18 protein-coding genes and 3 pseudogenes are annotated in these 20,507 nt (G+C 68.6%); 11 read left to right on the top strand and 10 right to left on the bottom strand.

Annotated features, from left to right (window positions below):
* Positions 1–47 precede the first annotated feature (47 nt).
* Together ABT009_RS32780 and ABT009_RS32785 are read right to left on the bottom strand one after the other, a co-directional pair.
* Positions 48–986, bottom strand: a complete 939-nt coding sequence (locus ABT009_RS32780) for an RNA polymerase subunit sigma-70 (RefSeq protein WP_351303257.1) — start codon at positions 984–986, stop codon at positions 48–50.
* 64 nt (positions 987–1,050) lie between these two features.
* Positions 1,051–1,773: pseudogene (locus ABT009_RS32785) on the bottom strand (IS110 family transposase); the annotation flags it as partial.
* A gap of 481 nt (positions 1,774–2,254) precedes the next feature.
* Here ABT009_RS32785 and ABT009_RS32790 point away from each other — a divergent pair.
* Both ABT009_RS32790 and ABT009_RS32795 read left to right on the top strand, forming a co-directional pair.
* A pseudogene (locus ABT009_RS32790) lies at positions 2,255–2,608 on the top strand (transposase); the annotation flags it as partial.
* Positions 2,609–2,675: 67 nt separating this feature from the next.
* Positions 2,676–3,137: a MarR family winged helix-turn-helix transcriptional regulator gene (locus ABT009_RS32795; RefSeq protein ID WP_351303260.1), complete on the top strand. Its 462-nt coding sequence runs from the start codon at positions 2,676–2,678 to the stop codon at positions 3,135–3,137.
* 199 nt (positions 3,138–3,336) lie between these two features.
* Here the strand turns inward: ABT009_RS32795 and ABT009_RS32800 are convergent, their stop codons facing one another.
* Complete coding sequence (locus tag ABT009_RS32800) at positions 3,337–4,224, bottom strand: LysR family transcriptional regulator (protein ID WP_351303263.1); 888 nt, start codon at positions 4,222–4,224, stop codon at positions 3,337–3,339.
* Between the two features lie 84 nt (positions 4,225–4,308).
* On the opposite strand from ABT009_RS32800, the gene ABT009_RS32805 reads away from it, so the two are divergent.
* The 3 genes from ABT009_RS32805 (at position 4,309) to ABT009_RS32815 (ending at position 7,194) form a co-directional block, all read left to right on the top strand.
* Entirely contained in the window at positions 4,309–5,202 is an 894-nt protein-coding gene (locus tag ABT009_RS32805; RefSeq protein WP_351303265.1) for a PhzF family phenazine biosynthesis isomerase, read from the top strand.
* Positions 5,203–5,386: 184 nt separating this feature from the next.
* Entirely contained in the window at positions 5,387–6,469 is a 1,083-nt protein-coding gene (locus tag ABT009_RS32810; RefSeq protein ID WP_351303268.1) for a phosphotransferase, read from the top strand.
* A 155-nt stretch (positions 6,470–6,624) separates the two neighbouring features.
* Positions 6,625–7,194, top strand: a complete 570-nt coding sequence (locus tag ABT009_RS32815) for a hypothetical protein (RefSeq protein WP_351303271.1) — start codon at positions 6,625–6,627, stop codon at positions 7,192–7,194.
* 58 nt (positions 7,195–7,252) lie between these two features.
* Here ABT009_RS32815 and ABT009_RS32820 read toward each other — a convergent pair.
* Positions 7,253–7,524 (bottom strand): annotated as a pseudogene (locus ABT009_RS32820) (cysteine hydrolase family protein); the annotation flags it as partial.
* Positions 7,525–7,596: 72 nt separating this feature from the next.
* Here ABT009_RS32820 and ABT009_RS32825 point away from each other — a divergent pair.
* Entirely contained in the window at positions 7,597–8,577 is a 981-nt protein-coding gene (locus tag ABT009_RS32825; RefSeq protein ID WP_351303274.1) for a phosphotransferase enzyme family protein, read from the top strand.
* 186 nt (positions 8,578–8,763) lie between these two features.
* Entirely contained in the window at positions 8,764–9,192 is a 429-nt protein-coding gene (locus ABT009_RS32830; protein WP_502990011.1) for a PIG-L deacetylase family protein, read from the top strand.
* 552 nt (positions 9,193–9,744) lie between these two features.
* On the opposite strand, the gene ABT009_RS32835 is transcribed toward ABT009_RS32830, so the two are convergent.
* On the bottom strand, positions 9,745–10,986 hold the full coding sequence (locus tag ABT009_RS32835) for an MFS transporter (protein WP_351303277.1): 1,242 nt from the start codon (positions 10,984–10,986) through the stop codon (positions 9,745–9,747).
* A 395-nt stretch (positions 10,987–11,381) separates the two neighbouring features.
* On the opposite strand from ABT009_RS32835, the gene ABT009_RS32840 reads away from it, so the two are divergent.
* Complete coding sequence (locus ABT009_RS32840; RefSeq protein ID WP_351303280.1) at positions 11,382–11,810, top strand: transposase family protein; 429 nt, start codon at positions 11,382–11,384, stop codon at positions 11,808–11,810.
* A gap of 51 nt (positions 11,811–11,861) precedes the next feature.
* On the opposite strand, the gene ABT009_RS32845 is transcribed toward ABT009_RS32840, so the two are convergent.
* From ABT009_RS32845 to ABT009_RS32855, 3 genes are all read right to left on the bottom strand, one after another.
* Entirely contained in the window at positions 11,862–12,665 is an 804-nt protein-coding gene (locus tag ABT009_RS32845) for a phosphatidate cytidylyltransferase (RefSeq protein ID WP_351303283.1), read from the bottom strand.
* Entirely contained in the window at positions 12,662–14,440 is a 1,779-nt protein-coding gene (locus ABT009_RS32850) for a histidinol-phosphate aminotransferase family protein (RefSeq protein WP_351303285.1), read from the bottom strand. The genes ABT009_RS32845 and ABT009_RS32850 overlap by 4 nt, the downstream gene beginning before the upstream one ends.
* Before the next feature lie 564 nt (positions 14,441–15,004).
* Entirely contained in the window at positions 15,005–16,033 is a 1,029-nt protein-coding gene (locus ABT009_RS32855) for a LacI family DNA-binding transcriptional regulator (RefSeq protein ID WP_351303288.1), read from the bottom strand.
* 620 nt (positions 16,034–16,653) lie between these two features.
* Here ABT009_RS32855 and ABT009_RS32860 point away from each other — a divergent pair.
* Positions 16,654–16,935 carry a hypothetical protein gene (locus ABT009_RS32860; protein ID WP_351303291.1) on the top strand — a complete coding sequence of 94 codons (282 nt, stop codon included), beginning with the start codon at positions 16,654–16,656 and terminating at the stop codon, positions 16,933–16,935.
* Between the two features lie 253 nt (positions 16,936–17,188).
* Here ABT009_RS32860 and ABT009_RS32865 read toward each other — a convergent pair whose 3' ends face one another.
* On the bottom strand, positions 17,189–17,554 hold the full coding sequence (locus ABT009_RS32865) for a hypothetical protein (protein WP_351303294.1): 366 nt from the start codon (positions 17,552–17,554) through the stop codon (positions 17,189–17,191).
* Positions 17,555–17,770: 216 nt separating this feature from the next.
* On the opposite strand from ABT009_RS32865, the gene ABT009_RS32870 reads away from it, so the two are divergent.
* Positions 17,771–18,376, top strand: coding sequence for a GOLPH3/VPS74 family protein (locus ABT009_RS32870; RefSeq protein WP_351303512.1), 606 nt, complete (start codon positions 17,771–17,773; stop codon positions 18,374–18,376).
* Between the two features lie 160 nt (positions 18,377–18,536).
* The gene (locus ABT009_RS32875; protein ID WP_351303296.1) at positions 18,537–19,562 is read left to right on the top strand and encodes an alcohol dehydrogenase; all 1,026 of its coding nucleotides are present in this window, start codon (positions 18,537–18,539) and stop codon (positions 19,560–19,562) included.
* Between the two features lie 532 nt (positions 19,563–20,094).
* Here the strand turns inward: ABT009_RS32875 and ABT009_RS32880 are convergent.
* The gene (locus ABT009_RS32880) at positions 20,095–20,298 is read right to left on the bottom strand and encodes a cold-shock protein (RefSeq protein ID WP_351303299.1); all 204 of its coding nucleotides are present in this window, start codon (positions 20,296–20,298) and stop codon (positions 20,095–20,097) included.
* Positions 20,299–20,507: the final 209 nt, after the last annotated feature.

A 20,507-nucleotide genomic window follows, 5' to 3' on the forward strand; every position in this document is an offset into this window, starting at 1 on the left:
CCCTTCGACCGATGCTCACCCGTACGTACCGGCGGCACCGGCCGGACTCATCGCGTCTGGCGAAACTCGTCGAAAGAAATCTGCTGGGGCAGGTCGATCGCCTCGAACACGCGTGGATCGGCGAACACGACGTTGTGCGCGACCCGGCCGCCGGTGACCGTGAAGACCTGGAGCGTGTGCAGCCGAAGCCCGCCGCCGGGCTCCGGCGCGTACGCGGCGAGCGCGGGCTGTCCGTTGGCGGTGAGGTGCCTCATGCCCCAGCCCGTTCCGCGCGTCTCGAACACACGGCGCATGAACAGGCCGTAGTCGCGGCTGCCCCGGTACCACAGCGGCACCGGCGGCATCTCCAAGACCGCCTCGTCCGTGAGGAGCCGCACGAGCGCAGGGACGTCGGCCGCCTCGAACGCCCGCACATACCGTTGGATCACCGCGAGTACCTCGGGATCGTCCGGCTCGGCGACCTCCCCCACGTCGCCCACGTCCGCGAGAGCGGCGCGGGCCCGCTGCAGAGCGCTATTGACGGCCGGGACCGTGGTCCCGAGCTGCGCGGCGACCTCGGCGGCGCTGAACTCCAGTACCTCGCGGAGCACGAGCACGGCCCGCTGCCGCGGCGGCAGGACCTGCATCGCCGCCACCAGCGCGAGCCGCATGTCGGCCCGCACCCCCGTGTCGAACCGCGCGTCGGGGAACGGCTGTAGCCAGGGGATGTCGAACGCCGGCGTGAGCGGTGCCCCGGGATCGTCGCTCGGCGCGGCAAGGCCGGACGGCAACGGCCGCCGCGCACGCCCCTCCAGCGCGGTCAGGCACGCGTTGGTCGCGATCCGGTACAGCCAGGTCCGTACGGACGCGCGCGTGCGGTCGTACCGGTCGCGGGCCTTCCACGCGCGCAGCATCGTCTCCTGCACCAGGTCCTCGGCCTCGTGAAACGAGCCCAGCATCCGGTAGCAGTACGCCACCAGCTCACCCCGGTAAGGTTCGAAGTCCACCGGCCCATCATGGCGTACGCGGCGGCTCCGGACGGCCCGCGATCCCCTTACGAACAGCCCCCTGCGGGCGCTGGTGGAGGTAGTCGCGCTGGAAGACTGCGTGGAGCCTGTCGGCTTCGGCCTGGATGCCGCGGACCCGGCCGGCCTGCTTGAGCAGGGACTGCAGCCGCCGTCGCGTCAGCCTTGTGGCCGCGGTCGGCGTCGGGGCCGCGGCCAGGATCGTACGGGCCTCCTGTGCACACAGGCCGTGCTTGTGATCGGCGAAGGCCTCCAGGATCGCCGGGTAGAACTCCCGTAGCTGGGAGCGGAGCTTGTTGTGGGCCTGGCCGCGGTCCCAGACGGCGTCCTGCTGTGCCCGGGCGAGCACGGCGATCGCTTGCACGAGCTCGGAATCTGCAGGAAGAGGCCGGTGGGCGGCCATGTCGGTCCGCAGGATGTTCGCCAGTGCCGCGGCGTCGACGGCGTCGGACTTCTTCCGGGCGACGGAGTGCCGGTCCCTGTAGCGGGAGACTGCCAGCGGATTGATCGCGTAGACGGGGCGGCCGGTGGCCCGCAGACAGGCGACGAGGAGCCCGCGTGAGGTCTCGATCGCAACGGGGACCGGAGCATCTGCGCGGTCACCGTGCTCGATCAGCAGGGCGGTGAGCTGGGCAAACCCGGCGGCATTGTCGCTGATCCGCTGTCGGGCCAGTTGCTTTCCGCTGGCGTCCACCAGCGCGATGTCGTGGTGGTCTTCGGCCCAGTCCACCCCGCAAAAGACGGGCGTTGGTAACCCAGTGATCTCCATACAGCCTTCCTCCTTTGCGGTCCTTTGCCAGGTCGGAGCCTGTGCGGGGTGCGCGTGCTCCCTATTGGAAGTGCTCAAGGCACGTCATCCCACCAGCCGTTCGCAACCCCAGCAGGTGGTGCGGCCCTCGGTCTGCTTCAGAGCTGGGGCTCAGGCAGTGGAGAGAGGTGATCCGCACAACCGGCTCGGACTGCGGACAGCGAACCGCATCACGGCCTGGCAGATCTGGCCACGACGGCAGACGCCTCCACTTGCACCATCGCGACCGCCTGGGCCTTCTGCCGACGAGGTCGTGTCCCAACTCGGTTGTCTCGATGTCTCACGATGGGCGCGGAGCCAACCTCGTCTTGTCAAAGGACTCTGCGGTCCGGGCATACTCAAAGGCTCGGCCCGCGCCCTGAAGGTCAGCTCCAGCCCGCCCTCGCCGTGACTCCGAAAGGCGGGGAACAGGACTCGATTACTGTCCTTCGCGTGCCATTAGGCGTACTCCTCCAAACAGATCCGCGCAGACCTCGCGTGCCGCGGCATCCGCGCTGTCATCCCCGAACGCACCGACCAGCAGGCAAACCGCAAGAGAAAGGGCCGTGACGGCGGCAGGACCCGCACCCTGGACACCGAAACCTACAAACGTAGGAACGTCGTAGAACGGTCCTTCAGCCTGCTCAAACAGTGGCGGGGCCTGGCCACACGCTACGACAAGCTCGCGATCGTCTACCGCTCTGCAGCCGTGTTAGCGGGGGTGATCACCTGGCTACGACACGGCCTAGCCGCGATGGTGAGCACCACGGGCGATCACCTCCTGCATACGGTGGTCGTTCCGGGGGCGCCCTGTTGACCTAAACCTCGATTGAGGTCTTAGCGTCTGCCCGTCAGACGAATCTAGGCACTGGAGGTTTCAGAGGATGGAATTCACCGACGCGGAACTGCTCACCCAGCCGATGGGCTACTGGACCGGAGCGGCAAACCAAGCCATCGTCGGGCACATCAACACCTCCCTGGAAGAACTGGGCATCGCACAACGCCACTGGTGGGCCCTGTACCGGGTGAGCGAGAGCGACCACAGGCTCACCCGCGTGGAGGTGGCGAAGAAGATCGTCGAGGTACGGCCGTACGTTGATGCCTCGGTCCTGGACTCCGCCATCGACGAACTCATCGAACGGGGCAGGCTCGAAGCAGACATCGATGGGCGGCTGACGCTCACCGATGCCGGGTCCGCTGCCCTGGCGCAGATCCGGGACGACGTCATTCCCGGGGCGCTGGCGCGGGTACGCGAAGGCGTGAGCGATGAGGAGTTCGTGCTCACCATCAAGGTGCTGCGCCGGATGATCGGCAATGTCGGGGGCAACACCGACTTCACCCCCTAGACGGGAGCACCGGTGACGGCGGCGATCACCCACTAGTCAGAGACCACGCCCAGCGTGCTCGCCCACGGGCGCCCTCTATCTGGGCATCCGGCACCCGACATCCCGCACCCGGCACCCGGCACCCGGCACCCGGCGAAGGTGCGCATATCTCCGGCTGGAGCAAATCCACCAAGCCCACAGGACGTCTCCCCGTGCTGCGTCAGCCGGACAACTGCCGCACGAGCTCCTGCGCGAACGCCTGCGCAGCCGGTGCCGTCCACCGCCTGCGGTGCCGGGCCAGCCGCACCGGAACCTCAGCGATTCGCGGTCCGCGGAGCTGCGCCAGCCGTCCCTGGCGCAGCTGCTCCTCCACGGTCGTCAGCGGCAGCAGGGTCAGTCCCAGTCCGGCGGCGACGCAGGAACGCGCCGCGTCCACGCTCCCGAACCGGGTCAGCCGCGGTCGGGCGCCGGGCACGGCGAGCAGGCGTCGCTCCAGCTCATCACTGTAGGAACAGCCCTGTTCCAGCAGGAAGAAGCTCTCCGCTGCCAGTTCCGCCCAGGTCGCTGCCCGGGCACGCGCGGCCAGCGGGTGGCTGGGAGCGCAGACGAAGGCGAGCAGCTCGTGGGCGATCGGCTCGGTCGTCACATCGGGGAAGTCGGCCTCTTCCTCCAACAGCAGCGCGAGGTCGAGTCGCCCGGACCGCAGCCCCTCGACGCACTCCCCCGTGCCGGCCGCGTACAGGTGGACGTCCACCTCGGGATGGCTGGTGCGCAGGGCGGCGATCACGCCCGGCAACCGGGTGGCGCACAGCGACTCGGGGGTGCCTACCACCACTCGTCCCGCCACGGCACCGTCGCCCTGGCTGTCGGCTCGCAGCCGCGCCACCGCGTCGAGTACGTCCTCGGCTCCTTGCAGCATCCGCCGGCCGGACTCGGTGAGCAGCGCGCCCGTGGGCAGGCGGTCGAAGAGCCGGGTGCCGAGCTCCCGTTCCAGCGCGCGGATGTGCACGGTGACCGTGGACTGGGCGAGGTGCAGCTCGGCGGCAGCGGCGGTGAAGCTGCCTGTTCGGGCGAGGGTGGTGAAGGTGTGCAGCAGTCGCGTGTCCACACAGTTCATGCTATGCGTTATGTCGATGGATTGAATCGAAAGCTATCGTTGGACTCAATCGGTGCGGGCTGGCAGCGTGGAGCCATGACGATCGACGCGAACGGGTCGAGCCCCGTGAACCGCCTCAGTCCGCCGGCCGAGATCCTGCGCTACTCGGCCTTCACCCATGATCCGGCGGGCGGCAACCCGGCCGGGGTCGTGCTCGACGCCTCCGGGCTCGACGACGCGGCGATGCTCACGATCGCCGCCGAGGTGGGGTACTCCGAGACGGCCTTCGTCACCGGCCGCGACGAAGCTTCGCGCCGGTTCCGGGTTCGCTACTTCAGCCCGCTCGCCGAGGTCGCCTTCTGCGGGCACGCGACGGTTGCGCTGGCCGTCGCCCTCGGCGAGCGGTTGGGCACCGGCGAGATCGTCCTCGACACGCTTGCGGGCGAGATCCCCGTGGCCACCATGGTGGACGGCAAGGGCGCGGTGCTGGCCACGCTCACCAGCGTATCCACCCATTCTCGTCCCGCCGCGACCGCCGAGCTGGACGCTGCCCTGAAGACACTGGGCTGGGCTCCCGGCGACCTCGACCCGGCACTGCCCCCGCACGTGGCGTTCGGCGGCAACGACCACCTGGTGCTGGCCACCGCCTCCCGGGAGCGATTGGCGGACCTGGACTACGACTTCGACGGTCTCGCCGAGGTGATGCGGCGTCACGGATGGACGACCGTCCACCTGGTGTGGCGCGAGTCGCCGGAGCGCTTCCACGCCCGCGACCCGTTCCCTGTCGGTGGTGTCGTGGAGGATCCGGCGACGGGAGCGGCCGCTGCGGCCTTCGGCGGATACCTTCGTACGGTGGGTCTGGTCACCGGGCCGGCCACGATCGCGATCCGCCAAGGAGAGGACATGGGCCGCGCCAGTGACCTGCTGATCGACGTGGACCCGCTGGACACTCGCACGCGGGTCACAGGGCAGGCGGTGCCGATCGGCTAGGAATGCCCCAGGCGGCACGTCACCCCCGGTGTCCGCAAGTCTCGCCCGGTGCCCGCAAGCACATGCCGTGGACAACGCGAACCGCGGAAGCGCGAAAACACCATGCCGCTCGCGTCGCACCTGTGGTCGGATGCTCTTCGTCCAAGACCCCACTCGTGGACTGCCGCCCTGAAGGAAACAGACGATGGACCGTGTCCTGCCCGGTGCCGGGACGATCGAGGCCGTCCTCGCATCCCATGAGGGCGCATGGGGAGCCGGCATGCGAGTGCTGTCGGTGCGGGACCTGTCGCCCGGACTGGGACAGGCAGCAGTCCTTGGGGTGGGCACCACCGCGCCGGACGGCCGCCTGTCCCAGTGGATCGTCAAGATCCCAAGTTGGGGCCATCGGTCCCTACTCGACTCCCGCGACAGCCAACTGGACCGCCGCGAAGCCCACTTCTTCGCCGGCAACATTCCCCGCCTGCTGCCCCGCGGCCTGGCAACGCCACCGGACGCGACCGTCGTCAGCCACAACGGCCTCGCCTGGATCGTCATGCGCGACATCGGCACCGCCTTGCACCAGCCGTGGACCCCCGGCGCGGCCACGACAACCGCCCTACGAACAGCGCTGCTGTATGTCCCAGGAGCCTTGCACCCCGACCTGCTCGACACTCCTTGGCTGGAACGCGGAGGGTACGCCGCCTACACCCATCACATTCCGGCCGGCCACGACAACCTCGACGCCCTGACCCACGATCCGCAACTCAAGGCGCTGTTCACTCCCGAGCAGCTCCACGGCCTGCACACCTGCCTGGACGCGGCTGAGGAGCTGATCTCACGCGCCGCAAAGCTGCCCACCACTCTCGTCCACGGCGACCTCACCCCGCGCAACGCCGGCGTGGACCGCGACAATGCCCTCGTCCTCATCGACTGGGAGCACGTCGGCATCGGCCCCGTAGGCTTCGACCTGGGCACCTTCGTCTCCCTCTACCGCGCCTTCGGCGGCCGAGGAGAGCTGGACGAACGAGCCCTCCTCGACGTCTACGGCCAAGCCCTCAGCGACCTCGCCGACACCGATCTACGCCACTCCGCCGCCCTGGGCTTCGCCACCGCCCACCTGACCTGGGGACTACACCTACGACTGGGCCCTGGCCTGACGGCGGTACGACAGGGCTTCCTCGGCGACGCCCCAGGGCAACTCGCCTCGCACCTCGATGACATCCGTTCGGGATGTCTGCGCGCCCTGGCTTGGGCGCCCACAGCGGGCGTGGACACCGCGGGCCACTGACATGCTTCGGCTATCGGGTCCCGCCAACAGCGGCCACAGCGGCCGCCGTTGACCCACACCGAAGCGGCTCGGGATCAATAGTCCTTCAAAGGTGATCAAAGATGCTCCGGTACGGGATTCCATCTGCTCGGATGGGGTCCCGAAAGGAGCTGCCCATGTACCGCTACCTCATCAGTTTCCTCCCCTGGATCGCCTACGCGTGCGTCGCCACCAGCGACGAGTGGCGCAGTGGTGCCCTGTTAGGACTTGGCATCGCCCTGGTCATCATCGTGTACGACCGCTGGAGCGGTAAGGCGTGGGACGAGATGGTCATCGAGTGCAGCGCCGCCGTGTTCTTTGCGGGGATCAGCTGCATATCCTTCGCCTCGCCCGACTCCTCACTGGTCAGATACGGTCCGGCGCTGGTCAACGCATGGCTCGCGCTCACCGCCTGGGGCTCGCTGATGATCCGTCGGCCCTTCACGATGGGCGTCGCCCGCCGGATGGTGCCGGAGCACGTGTGGACGACCCCGCGCTTCTACCGGGTCAACGCGGTGATCACACTGGCGTGGGCGGTGGCATTCACCGTCGCCGCCGTGGCGCTGTACGCCCTGTTGAAGGCGGCTCCGCACGCCACCACCGCAACCATCGCCATCAAGATCGCCAGCTTCTTGATCCCAGCGGTCTTCACCGCTCGCTACTCGGCGGCCTCGGCAAACCGGGCCAGGCAGCAGCAGGGCGCCTGAGGCCGCCACGTCGAGGTCGCTGCCCGAGAGGCCTTGGGGTGTCGGGTGGCGGCGTGGTCGATCCAGAAGAACGCGCTCCCCGCCTCTTGGTGACCACGACGTCGCCGGGCTGGGACGCGACGTCGCGGTGGATCTCGGTGCCGGGGTCGCCCTCGGTGAACAGGCTGGCCGGGTGAGCACCCTGTTGCGCGTACTCACTTCTGGATGGCCCGGCCGTAACCCGATGACCCCGTAGATCACGGGGATGCCCGCCGCGCAGGCACCGTCGATCGCCCTGCGCAGGCGCGGCAGAGGTAAGTCCGGTCCTTCGGGTCGGCCGATGCCGCTCAGGGCCCTGGACGTATTCCTATAGTTGAGCCGCACAGTGGTGGCCATCAACAAAGCAGCCCGAGAGGCACCTGCATGCAGAGCACAGCCGACTTCATTGCGGAGACCTATGCGCTCGGGACCGCATCGTGGACGATGACGCCCGTCACCCGTGGCGCGCTGGGGCAGATCTGGAAGTTATCCGGGAATGGCTCCTCGTGGGCGGTGAAGGAGCTCCTCTTCGGCTGTGACGAGCGGCAGGTCGACCGGGAATCCGCGCTGCGGAACGCCACGGAGAAGCTGGGGATCTCGTCGCCACGGCTCATCCCGAATCGCAACGGCACATACGTCTCACAGCTCACCCCCTCGCGGGGCGGGTCCTATGTGAAGCTCTACGATTGGGTCGACGGAACTGGTGTAGACGATTCTGATCCGGAAATCCTGAGTTGGTGCGGCCGGACCCTGGCCATCCTCCACATGGCCGGTGAAGGCGCGAGCGAGACACCGGACTCCTGGTATGAACAGTGCCCCCAGAAGGCCGAGTGGGCAGAACTGCACGAGGAGGTTCGCCGCGTCGGCATGCCGTGGTCGGACGCGTTGGGCCGGTTCATCGCCACTTCAGCGGCAGAGGTAGCGCACTACGTCACTCCGTCCGCACCAGGTGATGTGGTGACGTCACATCTCGATGTGCAGCCTCAAAATGTCCTGGTCGGTCCGAACGGGCCGGTTCTCCTCGACTGGGACAATGCCGGATCGATATCGGCGGAACGCGAGCTCGCACGTGCCGTATACGTATGGGCAGGCGGGAACCACTTCAATACCGATTCCGCCCGGCGATTGGCACGCGCGTATCTGGGCGCCGGGGGCCGAGCAGCCATCAAGAACCTGGAATCGTTCTCGATGCTTTTCGCAACGGCCTTGAACTTCGTTTACGTGCAGGCCGAGTGCGCAGTCGATCCGACCGTGACCGCTGCGCAGCGCGAGTTCGCGAGCAATCAGGTCGTCGCTTCTCTACGGAGCTTTCCAGATCTGACCTCCGTATCCCGATTGACGGAAGCTCTTGAGGCCGAGTGGTGATCGGCCGCGACTCCCGTCGTCCAGGGAATTCAGTGGTCCCCTCGGCACGGCGTTGGGTCCCGGGACAAGCGCGAACCGGGCGCCGGCCCATGATCCGACCTCCCGGACGACGAGTCGTTGTCGGCCGGGCGGAGTGCTCGTCCGTCACGCGGCTGCGGGCGCGCGTACCGCCGTCGTCACGGCGACTTGGGCCGCGGACACCCCGCGCGCCGCGGAATTGGCCGAAGCGCTGCGGCTCCTCGGCGCCGGCAAACCGCGGATGCTCGGCTACGCCGACGCGCGCGTACCACAGTCGGCCCCGGACTCCGCGCGGTCTGCGATGCGCCGCTCGACGAGGCGGTGCGGCGATTGGTGGCGCATATCCGGGAGTTCCGCCCGAAGATCATAGTCACCCATGACCCCTATGGTGGACTGCCCGGCCATCCGGAACACGTGCACACCCACCGGGTGACCATCATGCTCGCAGCCCAGGCTGCCGGGCTTGAGCGGGGAGCCGTACCGGGCCTCATCGCCGGCCTTCCGCCGGACGCTCGAGTGCGACTGTTCTCCACCGAGTGGTACATCCGCCACGCTCCTGTTTCTGCGGCGGCAGCCCAGACGGAACTGACCGCCTGAGCATGCGGGCCGGTCGCAGTCGACCGTCGGGCGGGTGACGCCGGACTCGGCGCCCTGTCGCACCCAACCTTGCAAGTCCAGCGCCCGCGACGCCTTCACGCTCGGCTACCGCGTCATCCTCGTCGCCGACGCCACGGCCACGGGTACCGACCACGCCCACAACGCGAGCGTCTCTGAATGGCTTAGCGATCCCATGGATTACACAGGACCAGAGCGTGTAAAACCGCCCCATGTCGCCAATCGTCTTCGTGCCCTGGTGCCGATGGGCAAAGCCGTCGGCCCGCGTGACACGTCCCTCCGGACGCTGGCCGGGCAGGCCGGTAAGACCTGGCCGGGGAGGGTGCCCGACGTCGCCTGGGCGCCGGACGTGCGCGTCACATCTGCCACGGCATCACTACGGTTGGCTAATCCAACTGGTGAGCCTGCGCACCGTTTATCGCTCCTTCGGCGATGTGCGCACCACGCCGGACCTCATCGCGCTGCTCGCCACCGGCTCCGCGTAGCCGGCATCCGGAGGTTGACCCCGCTCGGCGGGAGAGAGGCGGAGCGCGCTCAGCCGTCGGCGTCGGGAACGAGCCTCGGCCGGTCGGAGTCCAGTGAGGTTCTCGTCCCGCGGTGCCCCGGGGGCCTCAGCGCGGAGGCACTCAGCGCCACGACGAGCACGAGCAGCGCGGGGATACCCAAAGCGGCGGGCAGCCCTGTGAAGGTGCTGACGCTGCCGATGACGATGGGGCCGACGAGGAAGCCGACATACCCCAGGCTGACCACCAGGGACAGTGCGGCACCCGCGTGGGCCGGATCGCGCTGGCCCGCCGCGGAGTAGACCTGCGGGGCGATGCAGGACATACCCGCCCCCAGACAGGCGAACCCGATGATGCCTGCCACCGGTCGGCCGATCAGCAGGGCGGTTGCCATGCCGACCGAAGCCAGTACGCCGCAGAAGCGCACGAGGTTCACGGGTCCGAACCGTGCCGCGAGACGGTCGCCCAGCAGGCGTCCGACGGTCATCGCCACGGAGAACGCGGCGAATGCCCCCGCGGCGAAACCGGGCGTGCTCCCCAGGCTCTCGTGCAGATACACGGCGCTCCAGTCCGCGGCGGTTCCCTCTCCCACCAGCGCACACATCGCCAGGATCCCGAGGAACCACAGATCGAACGAGCGGGTGACCCTCTTTGCCGGGGCGCCGGCGGACGTCTCACGCTCGACGGCAGGCATCATCGCGGCAGGCAGGGCCCACCTCGCCGCCCACAGGGCCATGAGCACGACGATGCCACCCACCGAAACGAACGTCGTACCCACGCTCACGTCCGCTCGGGCGCACAGTCCTCCGGCGGCCGCTCCCAGGAAGCCGCCGATGCTGTAGACGGCATGAAACGACGACATGATCGGCCTGCCCCAAACCCGCTGCAGCACAAGCGCGTTGGCGTTCATGGCGATGTTCAGGGTTCCGTGCGCCAGGCCGAAGAGGAAGAGGGCCAGCACCAGCGTGGCGAGGGTCGGCGCATACGCCGTCGGCATCAGCAGCAAGCCTTCCAGCAATGCCGTCGGCACCATGACGCCCGTGCTGCCGTACCGGTCGACGAGTCGGCCCAGCCCCGCCATGCCCGTGATGGCTCCCACAGCGAAGGCGAGCAGCGCGAGACTCAACAGACCGTCGCTCAACCCTAGATGGCTCTTCACACCGGGTATACGACTCGTCCACGCCCCCAGGGCTGTCCCGAAGAGTAAGAAGAGGAGGGACGTGGCGATGCGTGCCCGTCGCAACACGCCACGGGCAGGCTCATGAGATGTCATGCTGTGCCGTCTCCAATCGTCAGCCGTGCTGCGTGCGCCGCATATTCGACTTCATCCGCTCACCGTCAGCGAAGTCCTGGACTTCAACTACTTGAGGAAGCGGATGCTCGGCCACGTGGCTCGACATCCGAGCACACCTGCGAGCTCCGCGCGACTGGTCCAACGGAGGCCTTGGGTCTAGCGCCTCTGTAACCGACCACGTCCCCTGACGGTTCCCTGGCCCATGTCGGGAACCCGGCAGACCGGACCGGGGCCGATGCGTTCTCAGGTGGCGAGATGAGCGGTTCACCCTGGTGTAGTCGATCAGGCCGATTCGCCCGACTCGAAACGGCGAACGCGACTGCGGATGATCAAGGTTGTCGAAGCCGAAGATCACGAACAGGGGTCGTGTTCGCGTGCCATCCTCCCCGATCGATGTCCTCGCGCGCCGCTGCGAGGACCTCATCCTGCGGCGCCCGCCTGCGGAGCTACCGGAACTGCGCACTCTGGCCGAAGTGTTGGACCAAGTTCCGGACCCCCGCCGCGTCCGGGGCCGCCGCTATCGCCTCGGCGTCCTGCTCACCCTGTGCCTGGTCGCCGTGCTCAGCGGCGCGACCTCGCTGGCTTCCATTGCACGCTTCGCCGCCGACAGCGGCCCGGACCTGCGCGGACGCCTCGGGCTCCCGGCACGCACGCCGGCCGCCACCACCCTGGGCCGGTTCCCGGCCCGCCTGGACGGTGACGCTCTCGACGACGTCTCGGGCGCTTGGCTCCAGCGCCTGTCCACCGACCGCGTCGACGAGCCCGCAGCGGCACTGATGGGGCTGGCCCTGGCAAGACGGTGAGGCGTCAGTCCTTCGTCACCGTGTTCGCTGCCCGGCCAGGGCCGATGAGGCTCAGCGCAGGACAAGCAGGACGGCCAGCGCGATGAGCAGCGAGTCGATCCGGTCCAGCAGGCCGCCGGAGCCGGGCAGCCAGCGGCCGGCGTCCTTCGCCTGTGCACCTCTTTTGACCATGGATTCGAGAAGGTCGCCGGCCGGGCCGCCGACCGCCACCGCCACCGCCATAGGCCAGCTCAGCGCGGACAGCACGGCGAGCACGCCGAGGCCGGCCGCGGCCCCGGCCAGGGTCCCGCTCCACCGCTTGGCCGGCGACAGTGGCGACAGCCGCGGCCCGCCCAGCCCTCGGCCGGCAAAGTACGCCACGATGTCGGCGATCGAGACCGCTACGAACACCGCAAGCGCGCTCGCCCCGAGCACCACCAGCGCGGCCAGCACACTCAGCCAGGCCAGCCCGAGCAGGCCGGCACCGAGCCGGCGCAGGCCATCGTCGGCGTCGCCGGCCAGGAGCGGCACCACGGCAATCGCCAGCGCCCCGATCGCGACCACCCGAAGCACCTGTCCGGGCGCCAACCAGGCGGCCAGCACCACGCCTGCCACCGCCGCAGCCAGCACCACCCGGTCCACCCAGCCCAGCCGCATCAGCCCGCCGAACTCCATCACCGCAATCACCCCCACCGCGATGGCGATTGCCGCGGAGCCCGGGCGGCCCAACCAGAACGCACCGGTGACCAGTGGCACTCCGACCGCCCAGGCGCACCACCGGATCAGCAGCTCCCTGCGCCCGGACGCCGCCACCGCAATGCCGCCCAGCGCCAGCGCCCCACCGAGGTAGGGCGCCAGGGAGGCCACGGTGATCATCGAGCGGATCCGGCGGCGGGAACGCCCTCAGTCATCGAAACGAGCGAGGCCGAACGCGGCCGCAGTACGTCCAGAGCGGCCTGACAGGCGGCCACAATGCGCGCATTCTCGGCGGTGTCCTTGACCGCGATACGCACGGTGCGCCCCTGGTACTCCGACGACAACGGCGACAGGTCGCGCAGGTATACGTCGCGGCGGCGGCACTCGTTCACCAGTTGTGCAGCACTCGGCCCGCCGGACGGCAGGGTCACGGTGAGGAAGTTCGCCACGGCCTCTTCAACCACCACGGCCTCGTCCAACCCGGCCAGGTCGGCGGCCAGCTGCCGCCGCAGCGCGTGTGTGCGAAGCCAGCAGTCGCTGTAGTACGCCGGGTCGCGCAGGGCTGCCACTGCGGCCAGCTGCGCCGGGAGGCTGACCGACCAGGGCGGCGTCCATCGGCGTAGCTGCGCCGCTGTGACCGGCTCGGCCACCAGGTACGCCGCCCGCATACCGGACAGCGCATACATCTTGGACAACGAGCTGCAGACCACTACCCGCGGGTCCATCGCGGCGAGGCCGGCGAGCGACTCGGTCAGGTCGACATAGCCCAGGTACGCCTCGTCGATCCACCAACGGGTTCGGGCCGGCGCGGCGGCGATCACCGAGCGCAACTCAGCGGCCGGCGCGTGGCGTCCCGTCGGGTTGTTCGGGTTGACCACCACCACGAGGTCGTAGCGTCCGGACCTGACGGCAGCAGACAGCCGGGCCGGATCGATCCGCCAGCCATCTTCGCGGCGCAACCGGAAGCGGTCCACCCGGCACCCGATCACCCTCTCTGTGACGTGGGCGTACTCGCCGTAGCCCGGGTCCGCCAGAAGCACCCTGCTCTCCGGGGTCAGCCACTGGCCGAACGCCCTGAAGATCAAGTCAGATGAACCGGCGCCGACCGCGAGCGTCTCCGCCGGCAGCGCCCGAGCCGTGGCTATTTCCGCCAGCAGGCCCTCGGCGCCGGTCGGCGGCGAGGTCCGGGCGGCCCAGGCCGGATCCTCCGCGAGCGCCGCGCGCACCCCGGGGGCCGGCGGGAACCAGGCGTCCAGCACGTCGGCCGCGACTACCTGATGGCGCCGGTGCAGGGCACGGAAGTCCGTGCCGATGGCGGCGAACGAGGCGCCACCGTGCTCGCAGCCGTCCGGCCGGGGTGCGAACGCCACGTCCAACTGCCAGTCCACTTCGGACCGCAGACGCTCCAACGTGGTGCGATAACGGTCCATCACGACCTTCGTCAACTCGGTCACGCTGCCGGTCAGCACCTCGAACGTCAACGCACCGCTGTGGACGGTACGGCCGACCGGGCGCAGGCCGGCGGCCAGGTACATGTTGAGCAACTCGGTGCGCCCCATCGCCACCACCCGGCGACCGCCCCGGGCGGCGATCCAGCGCAGCGCCGCGTACATCAGCAGCGGTGCCGCTGCGGTGGCCCGCCAGCGCGGCTCAACGGTGAGGATGCGCACCTCGAACAGATCGCCCTCGGTCAGCAGCGGCAGCTCGTCGCGGGTCAGGTACTTGTCCAGCGCGTACCGCCCCAACCAGGGCGGAGTCAGGCTGACAAAGCCGATTCGGACCGCGCCTCGCGCCGCGACCAGGTAGACGTTGTCGCCGTCCAGCCCGTCGCGAAGCCGTCCGGCAGGATCCGGCACATGCTGGCCCAACTCCTGTGCGTACACCCGGTGACGTAGTTCGTAGATCCACTCAAGATCCTCCGGAGTGGCAGCGCGCAGCTGCAGGTCACGGCCCATCAGCACCTCTTTCGACGCGGGGGGGGGTGGGGGCCAACTCATCGTGGGGAACGCAGACCGGCCGCGTCAGAGCCAAGCGACACAATCGACCTGAGTACGCGTACTCAGGCGCAGTCGTCCTCCACGTGCTCCGTCCACGGAGGTTGGTGGCAGGCGATTACCGGAGATGATCTTGGTTGTCCAGGTCATCGACTGGGCGAACATCGCCGCCTCAACCGACCACTACCGGTCACGCACCGACCACATCGCCACCCTTCTCGACCTTGCAAACTGAGAACGCACGGCCCTGCCCGGCAGACGCGTTCAGCTCGGCCCAGACCGTCTTGCCGTGTCGGGCGAGGCGCGAACTGGCAGGACCTGCGGGCGCCACCCTGGCGGGGGTGGCCATGGAGCCTATTCGGGATAGGACATGGCACCGAAGATGGTGACCACCAGTGTCTGGGTCTTGGCACTGGAGACGAAGAAGGTCAGCTCGAACGAGCCGAGGACGCGCACGACGCTCAGCACTCCGGCAGCGACGATTCCGGGTGGCCAGCGGGTCAGAGTTCGGCCCCTGGGCCCTACTTACCGAGCGACAGGACCGCTCGACCCTCGAGGAATAACCTCGAAGAGAATGCTTTTGTTAACGTCCGGCTGAGGCTCACCGCGGATCAGGGCGAGCAGCGACAGCATCCCCTGGCGGCCCAGGGCCTCCCGGTCGGTGTGAACCGTCGAGATCGTCGGGAGGCAGTACCGGCTGACCTCCTCGTTGTCCCAGCCGAAGACGCTCACATCCTCCGGCACCCGCACCCCGCGGTCCTGGAAGCCGCGGATCACGCCCATGGCAACGTAGTCGTTCGCCGCCAGCACCGCCGTCACCCCGGAGTCCGCCGGGAGATCCCGAGCCGCCTCGTAACCGGAGCGCATCGTCCAGTCCCCGTCGACGATCCCGTAGGACTCCAGGCCCAGTTGCGCGATGGCCTCCACATACACGGTCCGCCGGTTGCGCGCTGACACCCAGTCCTGTGCGCCGGCCACATGCAGGAACCGGCGGTGACCCAGATCCGCGAGGTGGCGGATGATCTGCTCGGCCGGTCGGCCGTCGGCCAGCTCTCCCCTGGCGTGCAAGTTGTCGTCGTACTCGCCGAAGACCACGATCGGTTTGTGTCCGACCTCCGGGCGGTCGGCCAGGTCCGCCAGTGGCGCGAACGACAGCACGCCCTCGGCCTGCTCGGTCTCCAGCAGCGACAGCACGCCTTCGGCGCGCCCTGACTCGCCGCCCTCCAGGCCGACGACGTCGGTGGTGTAGCCGGCCTCGTGCGCCGCGGCAGAGGCTCCCTTCAGCATCGGGACGGGTACGAAATTCGTCAGTTCAGGCAGCACGATCGTGATCCGGTTGGACCGCTGGGTCCGCATCGAGCGCGCGATGAGGTTCGGACGGTAGTTCAGCTCGGCGACGGCCCGTTCGATCTTCGCCCGCGTCGACGGCTTCATGCCGCCGTTGTTCTTCAGGTAGCGCGACACGGTCTGATGCGACACTCCGGCCAGCCGCGCGACCTCCCAGATCGTGGCCCGCTTCTTCTCCGCCCCCGACGTTCCGGTGCCACTGGCCATGCCGCCGCCTCAACCCTTCTGCCGTCCCGCCAGTGAGCCCACACTCCCCCGGGCTCCGGTGCTGCACCCGAACGGGGTGAGCAGTTACCCGAGGATAGAACGGCCGCGCGGGGACGTGCTCCCGGCGACCTGCGGGCCCGTCGGGCCAAGGGCGAAGCGGATTCGTGGCTCGTCATAGGCCTCCCTGACCGACCGTTGATTGACGCGATATGGCGGTGCAGCTCCTCACTCGTCGTCGGCGAATCGGTCGTGACGAGCCCTGCCGAGCAGGAGGCCGCGCCGCACCCCGTAAAGCGTTGGCAGCATCCGCGTAGGCTCACCAGTTGGATTAGCCAACCGTAGTGATGCTGTGGCAGAGTGTGACGCGCACGCCCGGCGCCCAGGCGACGTCGGGCACCCTCCCCGGCCAGGTGTTGTACCTGCCTGACCGGCCAGCGTCCGGAGGGACGTGTCACGCGGGCCGACGGCTTTGCCCATCGGCACCAGGGCACGAAGGCGATTGGCGGCATGGAGCGGGTTTCAGCGCTCTGATCCTGTGCAACCCATGGGATCGCTAAGCCAATCAGAGACGCTCCGCGAGGTTGTCCGGAGCGCCCGCACGTATCCCGACGCAGACGTAGATGCGAGGGGTGATGGAGGGCGCTGTCGGGACCGGTAACGGGCACAGCGACTGCTGCGCCGCGGAGGAAGAGCCGCGGCGGTGCCGCCCTGATCGGGGCTCTCGTCGTCGACTCGCCACCGCCGAAGGCTTCGAGGCCGTCTACCGCACGATCGCCTACGCCGCCTGCTTCCCGGCCGCTGCCATCACCATCGCCCTGTTCGTACGGGCCCCCGGCCCCGGTACGGCGCGCCACTCCCCGACTCTTCGGGATAGCTCCGGGACCACGCGTTCCTCGGACTGACCGGCATCAACACCGTCTACGCGATGTCGAGCATGATGCTGGCTCTTGCCATGCCCACCTTCGTGCTCAGCGGGCTGCGGGGGCGCGGCCTGGCTCACATCCACACTCCTGGTGGGAACACCGTGTTGATGTCGGGCTGCCTTCTTCGCCGTCCGCTCGGGCGGTGCCCGACTGGACCTGTTGGGCGCCCGACGAGCCGAGGACCGACTACGGGACCACACCCGTAGCTCCACGCTCAGATGGTCACGTGTCCTCATGCGACTTTGATGAGAGTGACCTTCATGGATGGTCTGTAGGTCGTTCCGTCATCGGTGCGCTCGTGCAAGACGGTCTGGACGCGGTGGTTGTCGCTGAACTCCACGGTGGAACGAGTGGTGTCGCCTTGGTAGGTCCACGTGTCGCCACGCGCAACCAGGCTGCTGACGGTCAGGTTGCCTTGACTGTCGAAGAAGTGTGACCTGTAGTCGCCACTCGTCTCGTCGCACCCGATGATCTCCACGCCGCCGACACCGAACTCTCCGATGCGCCCGTGTGCCGAATGGACGATGAAGAACCCGCCAGGAGCCCACTCGTACACGTCCGCCACAACGCCACCGCCAACGATCGCGGCGACTCGCATGTGTGGGCCATGGGCTGTTAGTACGCCAGTGGCAGTACGCGATCGCCGCTGGTCAGGGGCGTGGTTCTGACCAGCGGCGATCGCGAAGGGGCACCCGCCGCGGTCCGACGTGGGATGCAGCCGCCGTGCTTGCTCCGTAAGCTCATGTATGGATGGTTGCCGGATGATCTGCTCAGCGACGCATCGCCACTGATGCTTCCTGACGTGGAGCCGCTCATGACCACAGCGCGGGACCTTTTGATCGTTGCCATGGACACGGCGCCCGATCGCCCCCTGGAGCAAGGTGACCTATCGCTTGCGCTCGCGGGAGCCGAGGTGATCGACCTGCTGGGAGCGCAAGCCGTCAGCCTGGACGACGATCACATCGTGCCGGGCTACCGGCCGGCAATCGCTGATCGTCTGTTGGACGAGGCCGCGTCGTCGCTTGTCCGAGAAGCGCCGTACGAATCGGTCGATGACTGGCTGTGGCGTAGAGGCCGCGGCCTGTCCTCGGCCTATCTGGCCGCCCTTGAAGCGGAGGGGCAGGTCACTCGGCAGCGCCGCCGCTGGGTGCCCTTCGGGACCACCCAGAAGGTGCTGGCCGATTCGCCCGCTCGCCGCCTGGCGGCGAACCGCTGGACGTCGGACGAGCCCGTCCTCGCCGCTCTTGGGGCGGCCATCGGCATCGGCGGCAAGCGGCCGGAGGACTCTCCAAGTGTGGTCGACGACGCGGTGGCGACAGTGGTGGCCGCGGTCCATGACGCGTTGAGGGAACTGGAGGCCGTACGGCAGCGGCGGGCCATCGAGGAGGCGGCCTTCGACAACATCTGGCGAGGCGACTGACTACGGCACACCGGCCTGCGGGGGGCCCGTACCGCCTCTGGCACGCGCAGCTCAGCAAGACCCTGGCAGAACCTGACGACCCAGCCCACGCGCGCGACAGGACCGGCCATGGTCTGATGGATTCGGGGGCAGTTCCCAGCCATACCCGGGAGAGGTCCGAATGAGCCCGTATCGAGCTGCTCAGGTGGCCGCCGCCGGCGGGCCGTTCGAGATCATCGAGCGTGATGTACCGAAGCCAGGGCCCGGCCACGTTCGGATCGCCGTGGACGCCTGCGGGATCTGCCACAGCGACGCCGGAATGGTCGACGCCGCGTTTCCGGGCATCCGGTTTCCGCTGGTCCCCGGCCATGAGATCGCCGGTCGCATCGAAGAGCTCGGCGAGGGCGCGCAGAACCGCGGCTGGCAGATGGGCGACCGGGTGGCGGTGGGCTGGTTCGGCGGCAGCTGCGGCTACTGCACGCCCTGCCGACAGGGCGACTTCGTCGTGTGCGAGAACCTGAAGGTTCCCGGATGGGCGTACGACGGGGGTTACGCCGACATGGTGATCGCGCCGGTCGACGCCCTGGCGCGGATGCCCGAAGCGCTGGCGGCGACCGATGCGGCGCCCCTGGCCTGCGCGGGGGTGACCACGTACAACGGGCTTCGGCGCAGCTCCGCACGGCCGGGCGATCTGGTCGCCGTACTCGGCATCGGGGGCCTCGGCCACCTGGGAGTGAGGTATGCGGCCGCGATGGGCTTCGAGACCGTGGCCATCGCCCGCGGGTCCGACAAGGCCGACTTTGCAAAGCAGCTCGGCGCGCACCACTACATCGACAGTACGGCGGACACCACCGTCGCTGACGCGCTGCAGTCCCTCGGCGGCGCCAAAGTGGTCCTGGCCACCGCCGCCAACTCCGCCGCCATCACGGCGACCGTTGACGGGCTGGCCCACCGCGGCGAGCTGGTGGTCATCGGTGCGGACTTCGAGCCGCTGGGAATCAACCCGGTCCAGCTGATCATGCAGGGCAGGATCGTGCGCGGCCACCCGTCCGGAACGGCGCTGGACGTGCAGGACACCATGGCGTTCAGCGCGCTGCACGGGATCCGCCCGATGACTGAGATCATGCCGCTGGAGCAGGCCGATGAGGCGTACCGGAAGATGCTCTCCGGCACGCCACGTTTCCGCATGGTGCTCACCATGCGCTGAACGCCCTCTGGAAGAGCGCCGCGATTCGGCGGCCCGTTGCCTTTGCCCTAAACGGGCTTTTGGGACCGCAATGTTGTGACGGAGCGGTGCACCGTCTCCGTATGTCCGAACAGGGACGATGCCCTCTGTGGTCACGGCCGTCTTCATCGCTTCAAGGACGGGTTCGTGAAGGACTCCGTATCCCGTGCCGACCTGGTCGTGGCGTACCCGCAAGGAGTCACTACCGATGCCATAGGAAAGGCGTGAGCCTGTACCGGGTGACCTCGTTCCGCCACTCGTTCGCCCCCTTTGAACGATTGTGATCGCCCTGGCGCGGCATGCCGTACGACCGCCATCCGGTGTGGGAAGCCGATGCGAAGTACGGCGGCGGCCAGGGCTGCGGCGAGGACCACGACGCTCGTAGGGATCACCACGGAATCAGTTCGCGTTCCCGGCGGACGAGTCCCAGCCGCTCCAGTCGGTCGCATTCATCGCCAAGGTCGACAATCCGATAGGTGCGACGGCTCTTGCCAGAGAGCGGCGGAGAAGCTGCCTACTTGCGGTAGACGTTCTCCGCCTGTGGTCCCTTGGGCCCCTGGGTGACGTCGTATTCGACCTTGTCACCCTCCTGCAGCTCCCTAAAGCCTGTGGACTGGATGGCGGAGAAGTGCACGAACACGTCCGGGCCCTCGTCGTCCGGTTGGATGAAGCCGAAGCCCTTGTCGGCGTTGAACCACTTCACAGTGCCTGTTGCCATCAGTCCATCCTCGTCTCATACCGGGGCGCGGCCTCGCCGCGCCTCGCAGCCCCGTGTCGGCTGCCGCTTCTGAACCATGCCATCTCCGTCGGGCTTTCACCGGTGAACGCACCGCCCAAGTCGCCCGGTGTGGCGGCAGCCGGTTGGACCAGTCCCTGAGGTGTGATGGCCGCGGCCCCCTGTTACTCCAGTGGTGGTCCGGTATGGGG

Source organism: Streptomyces sp. NPDC002896 (genome assembly GCF_040295225.1).
Taxonomy (GTDB): Bacteria; Actinomycetota; Actinomycetes; order Streptomycetales; family Streptomycetaceae; genus Streptomyces.

Excerpts from the sequence above, each read along its gene's own strand:
- ABT009_RS32860 (WP_351303291.1), top strand. The coding sequence starts at position 16,654 with ATGCGAGGGGTGATGGAGGGCGCTGTCGGGACCGGTAACGGGCACAGC.
- ABT009_RS32835 (WP_351303277.1), bottom strand. The coding sequence starts at position 10,986 with ATGACATCTCATGAGCCTGCCCGTGGCGTGTTGCGACGGGCACGCATC.
- ABT009_RS32855 (WP_351303288.1), bottom strand. The coding sequence starts at position 16,033 with ATGGCCAGTGGCACCGGAACGTCGGGGGCGGAGAAGAAGCGGGCCACG.
- ABT009_RS32815 (WP_351303271.1), top strand. The coding sequence starts at position 6,625 with ATGTACCGCTACCTCATCAGTTTCCTCCCCTGGATCGCCTACGCGTGC.
- ABT009_RS32870 (WP_351303512.1), top strand. The coding sequence starts at position 17,771 with ATGACCACAGCGCGGGACCTTTTGATCGTTGCCATGGACACGGCGCCC.
- ABT009_RS32850 (WP_351303285.1), bottom strand. The coding sequence starts at position 14,440 with ATGGGCCGTGACCTGCAGCTGCGCGCTGCCACTCCGGAGGATCTTGAG.
- ABT009_RS32845 (WP_351303283.1), bottom strand. The coding sequence starts at position 12,665 with ATGATCACCGTGGCCTCCCTGGCGCCCTACCTCGGTGGGGCGCTGGCG.
- ABT009_RS32825 (WP_351303274.1), top strand. The coding sequence starts at position 7,597 with ATGCAGAGCACAGCCGACTTCATTGCGGAGACCTATGCGCTCGGGACC.
- ABT009_RS32795 (WP_351303260.1), top strand. The coding sequence starts at position 2,676 with ATGGAATTCACCGACGCGGAACTGCTCACCCAGCCGATGGGCTACTGG.
- ABT009_RS32875 (WP_351303296.1), top strand. The coding sequence starts at position 18,537 with ATGAGCCCGTATCGAGCTGCTCAGGTGGCCGCCGCCGGCGGGCCGTTC.
- ABT009_RS32810 (WP_351303268.1), top strand. The coding sequence starts at position 5,387 with ATGGACCGTGTCCTGCCCGGTGCCGGGACGATCGAGGCCGTCCTCGCA.
- ABT009_RS32865 (WP_351303294.1), bottom strand. The coding sequence starts at position 17,554 with ATGCGAGTCGCCGCGATCGTTGGCGGTGGCGTTGTGGCGGACGTGTAC.
- ABT009_RS32805 (WP_351303265.1), top strand. The coding sequence starts at position 4,309 with ATGACGATCGACGCGAACGGGTCGAGCCCCGTGAACCGCCTCAGTCCG.
- ABT009_RS32880 (WP_351303299.1), bottom strand. The coding sequence starts at position 20,298 with ATGGCAACAGGCACTGTGAAGTGGTTCAACGCCGACAAGGGCTTCGGC.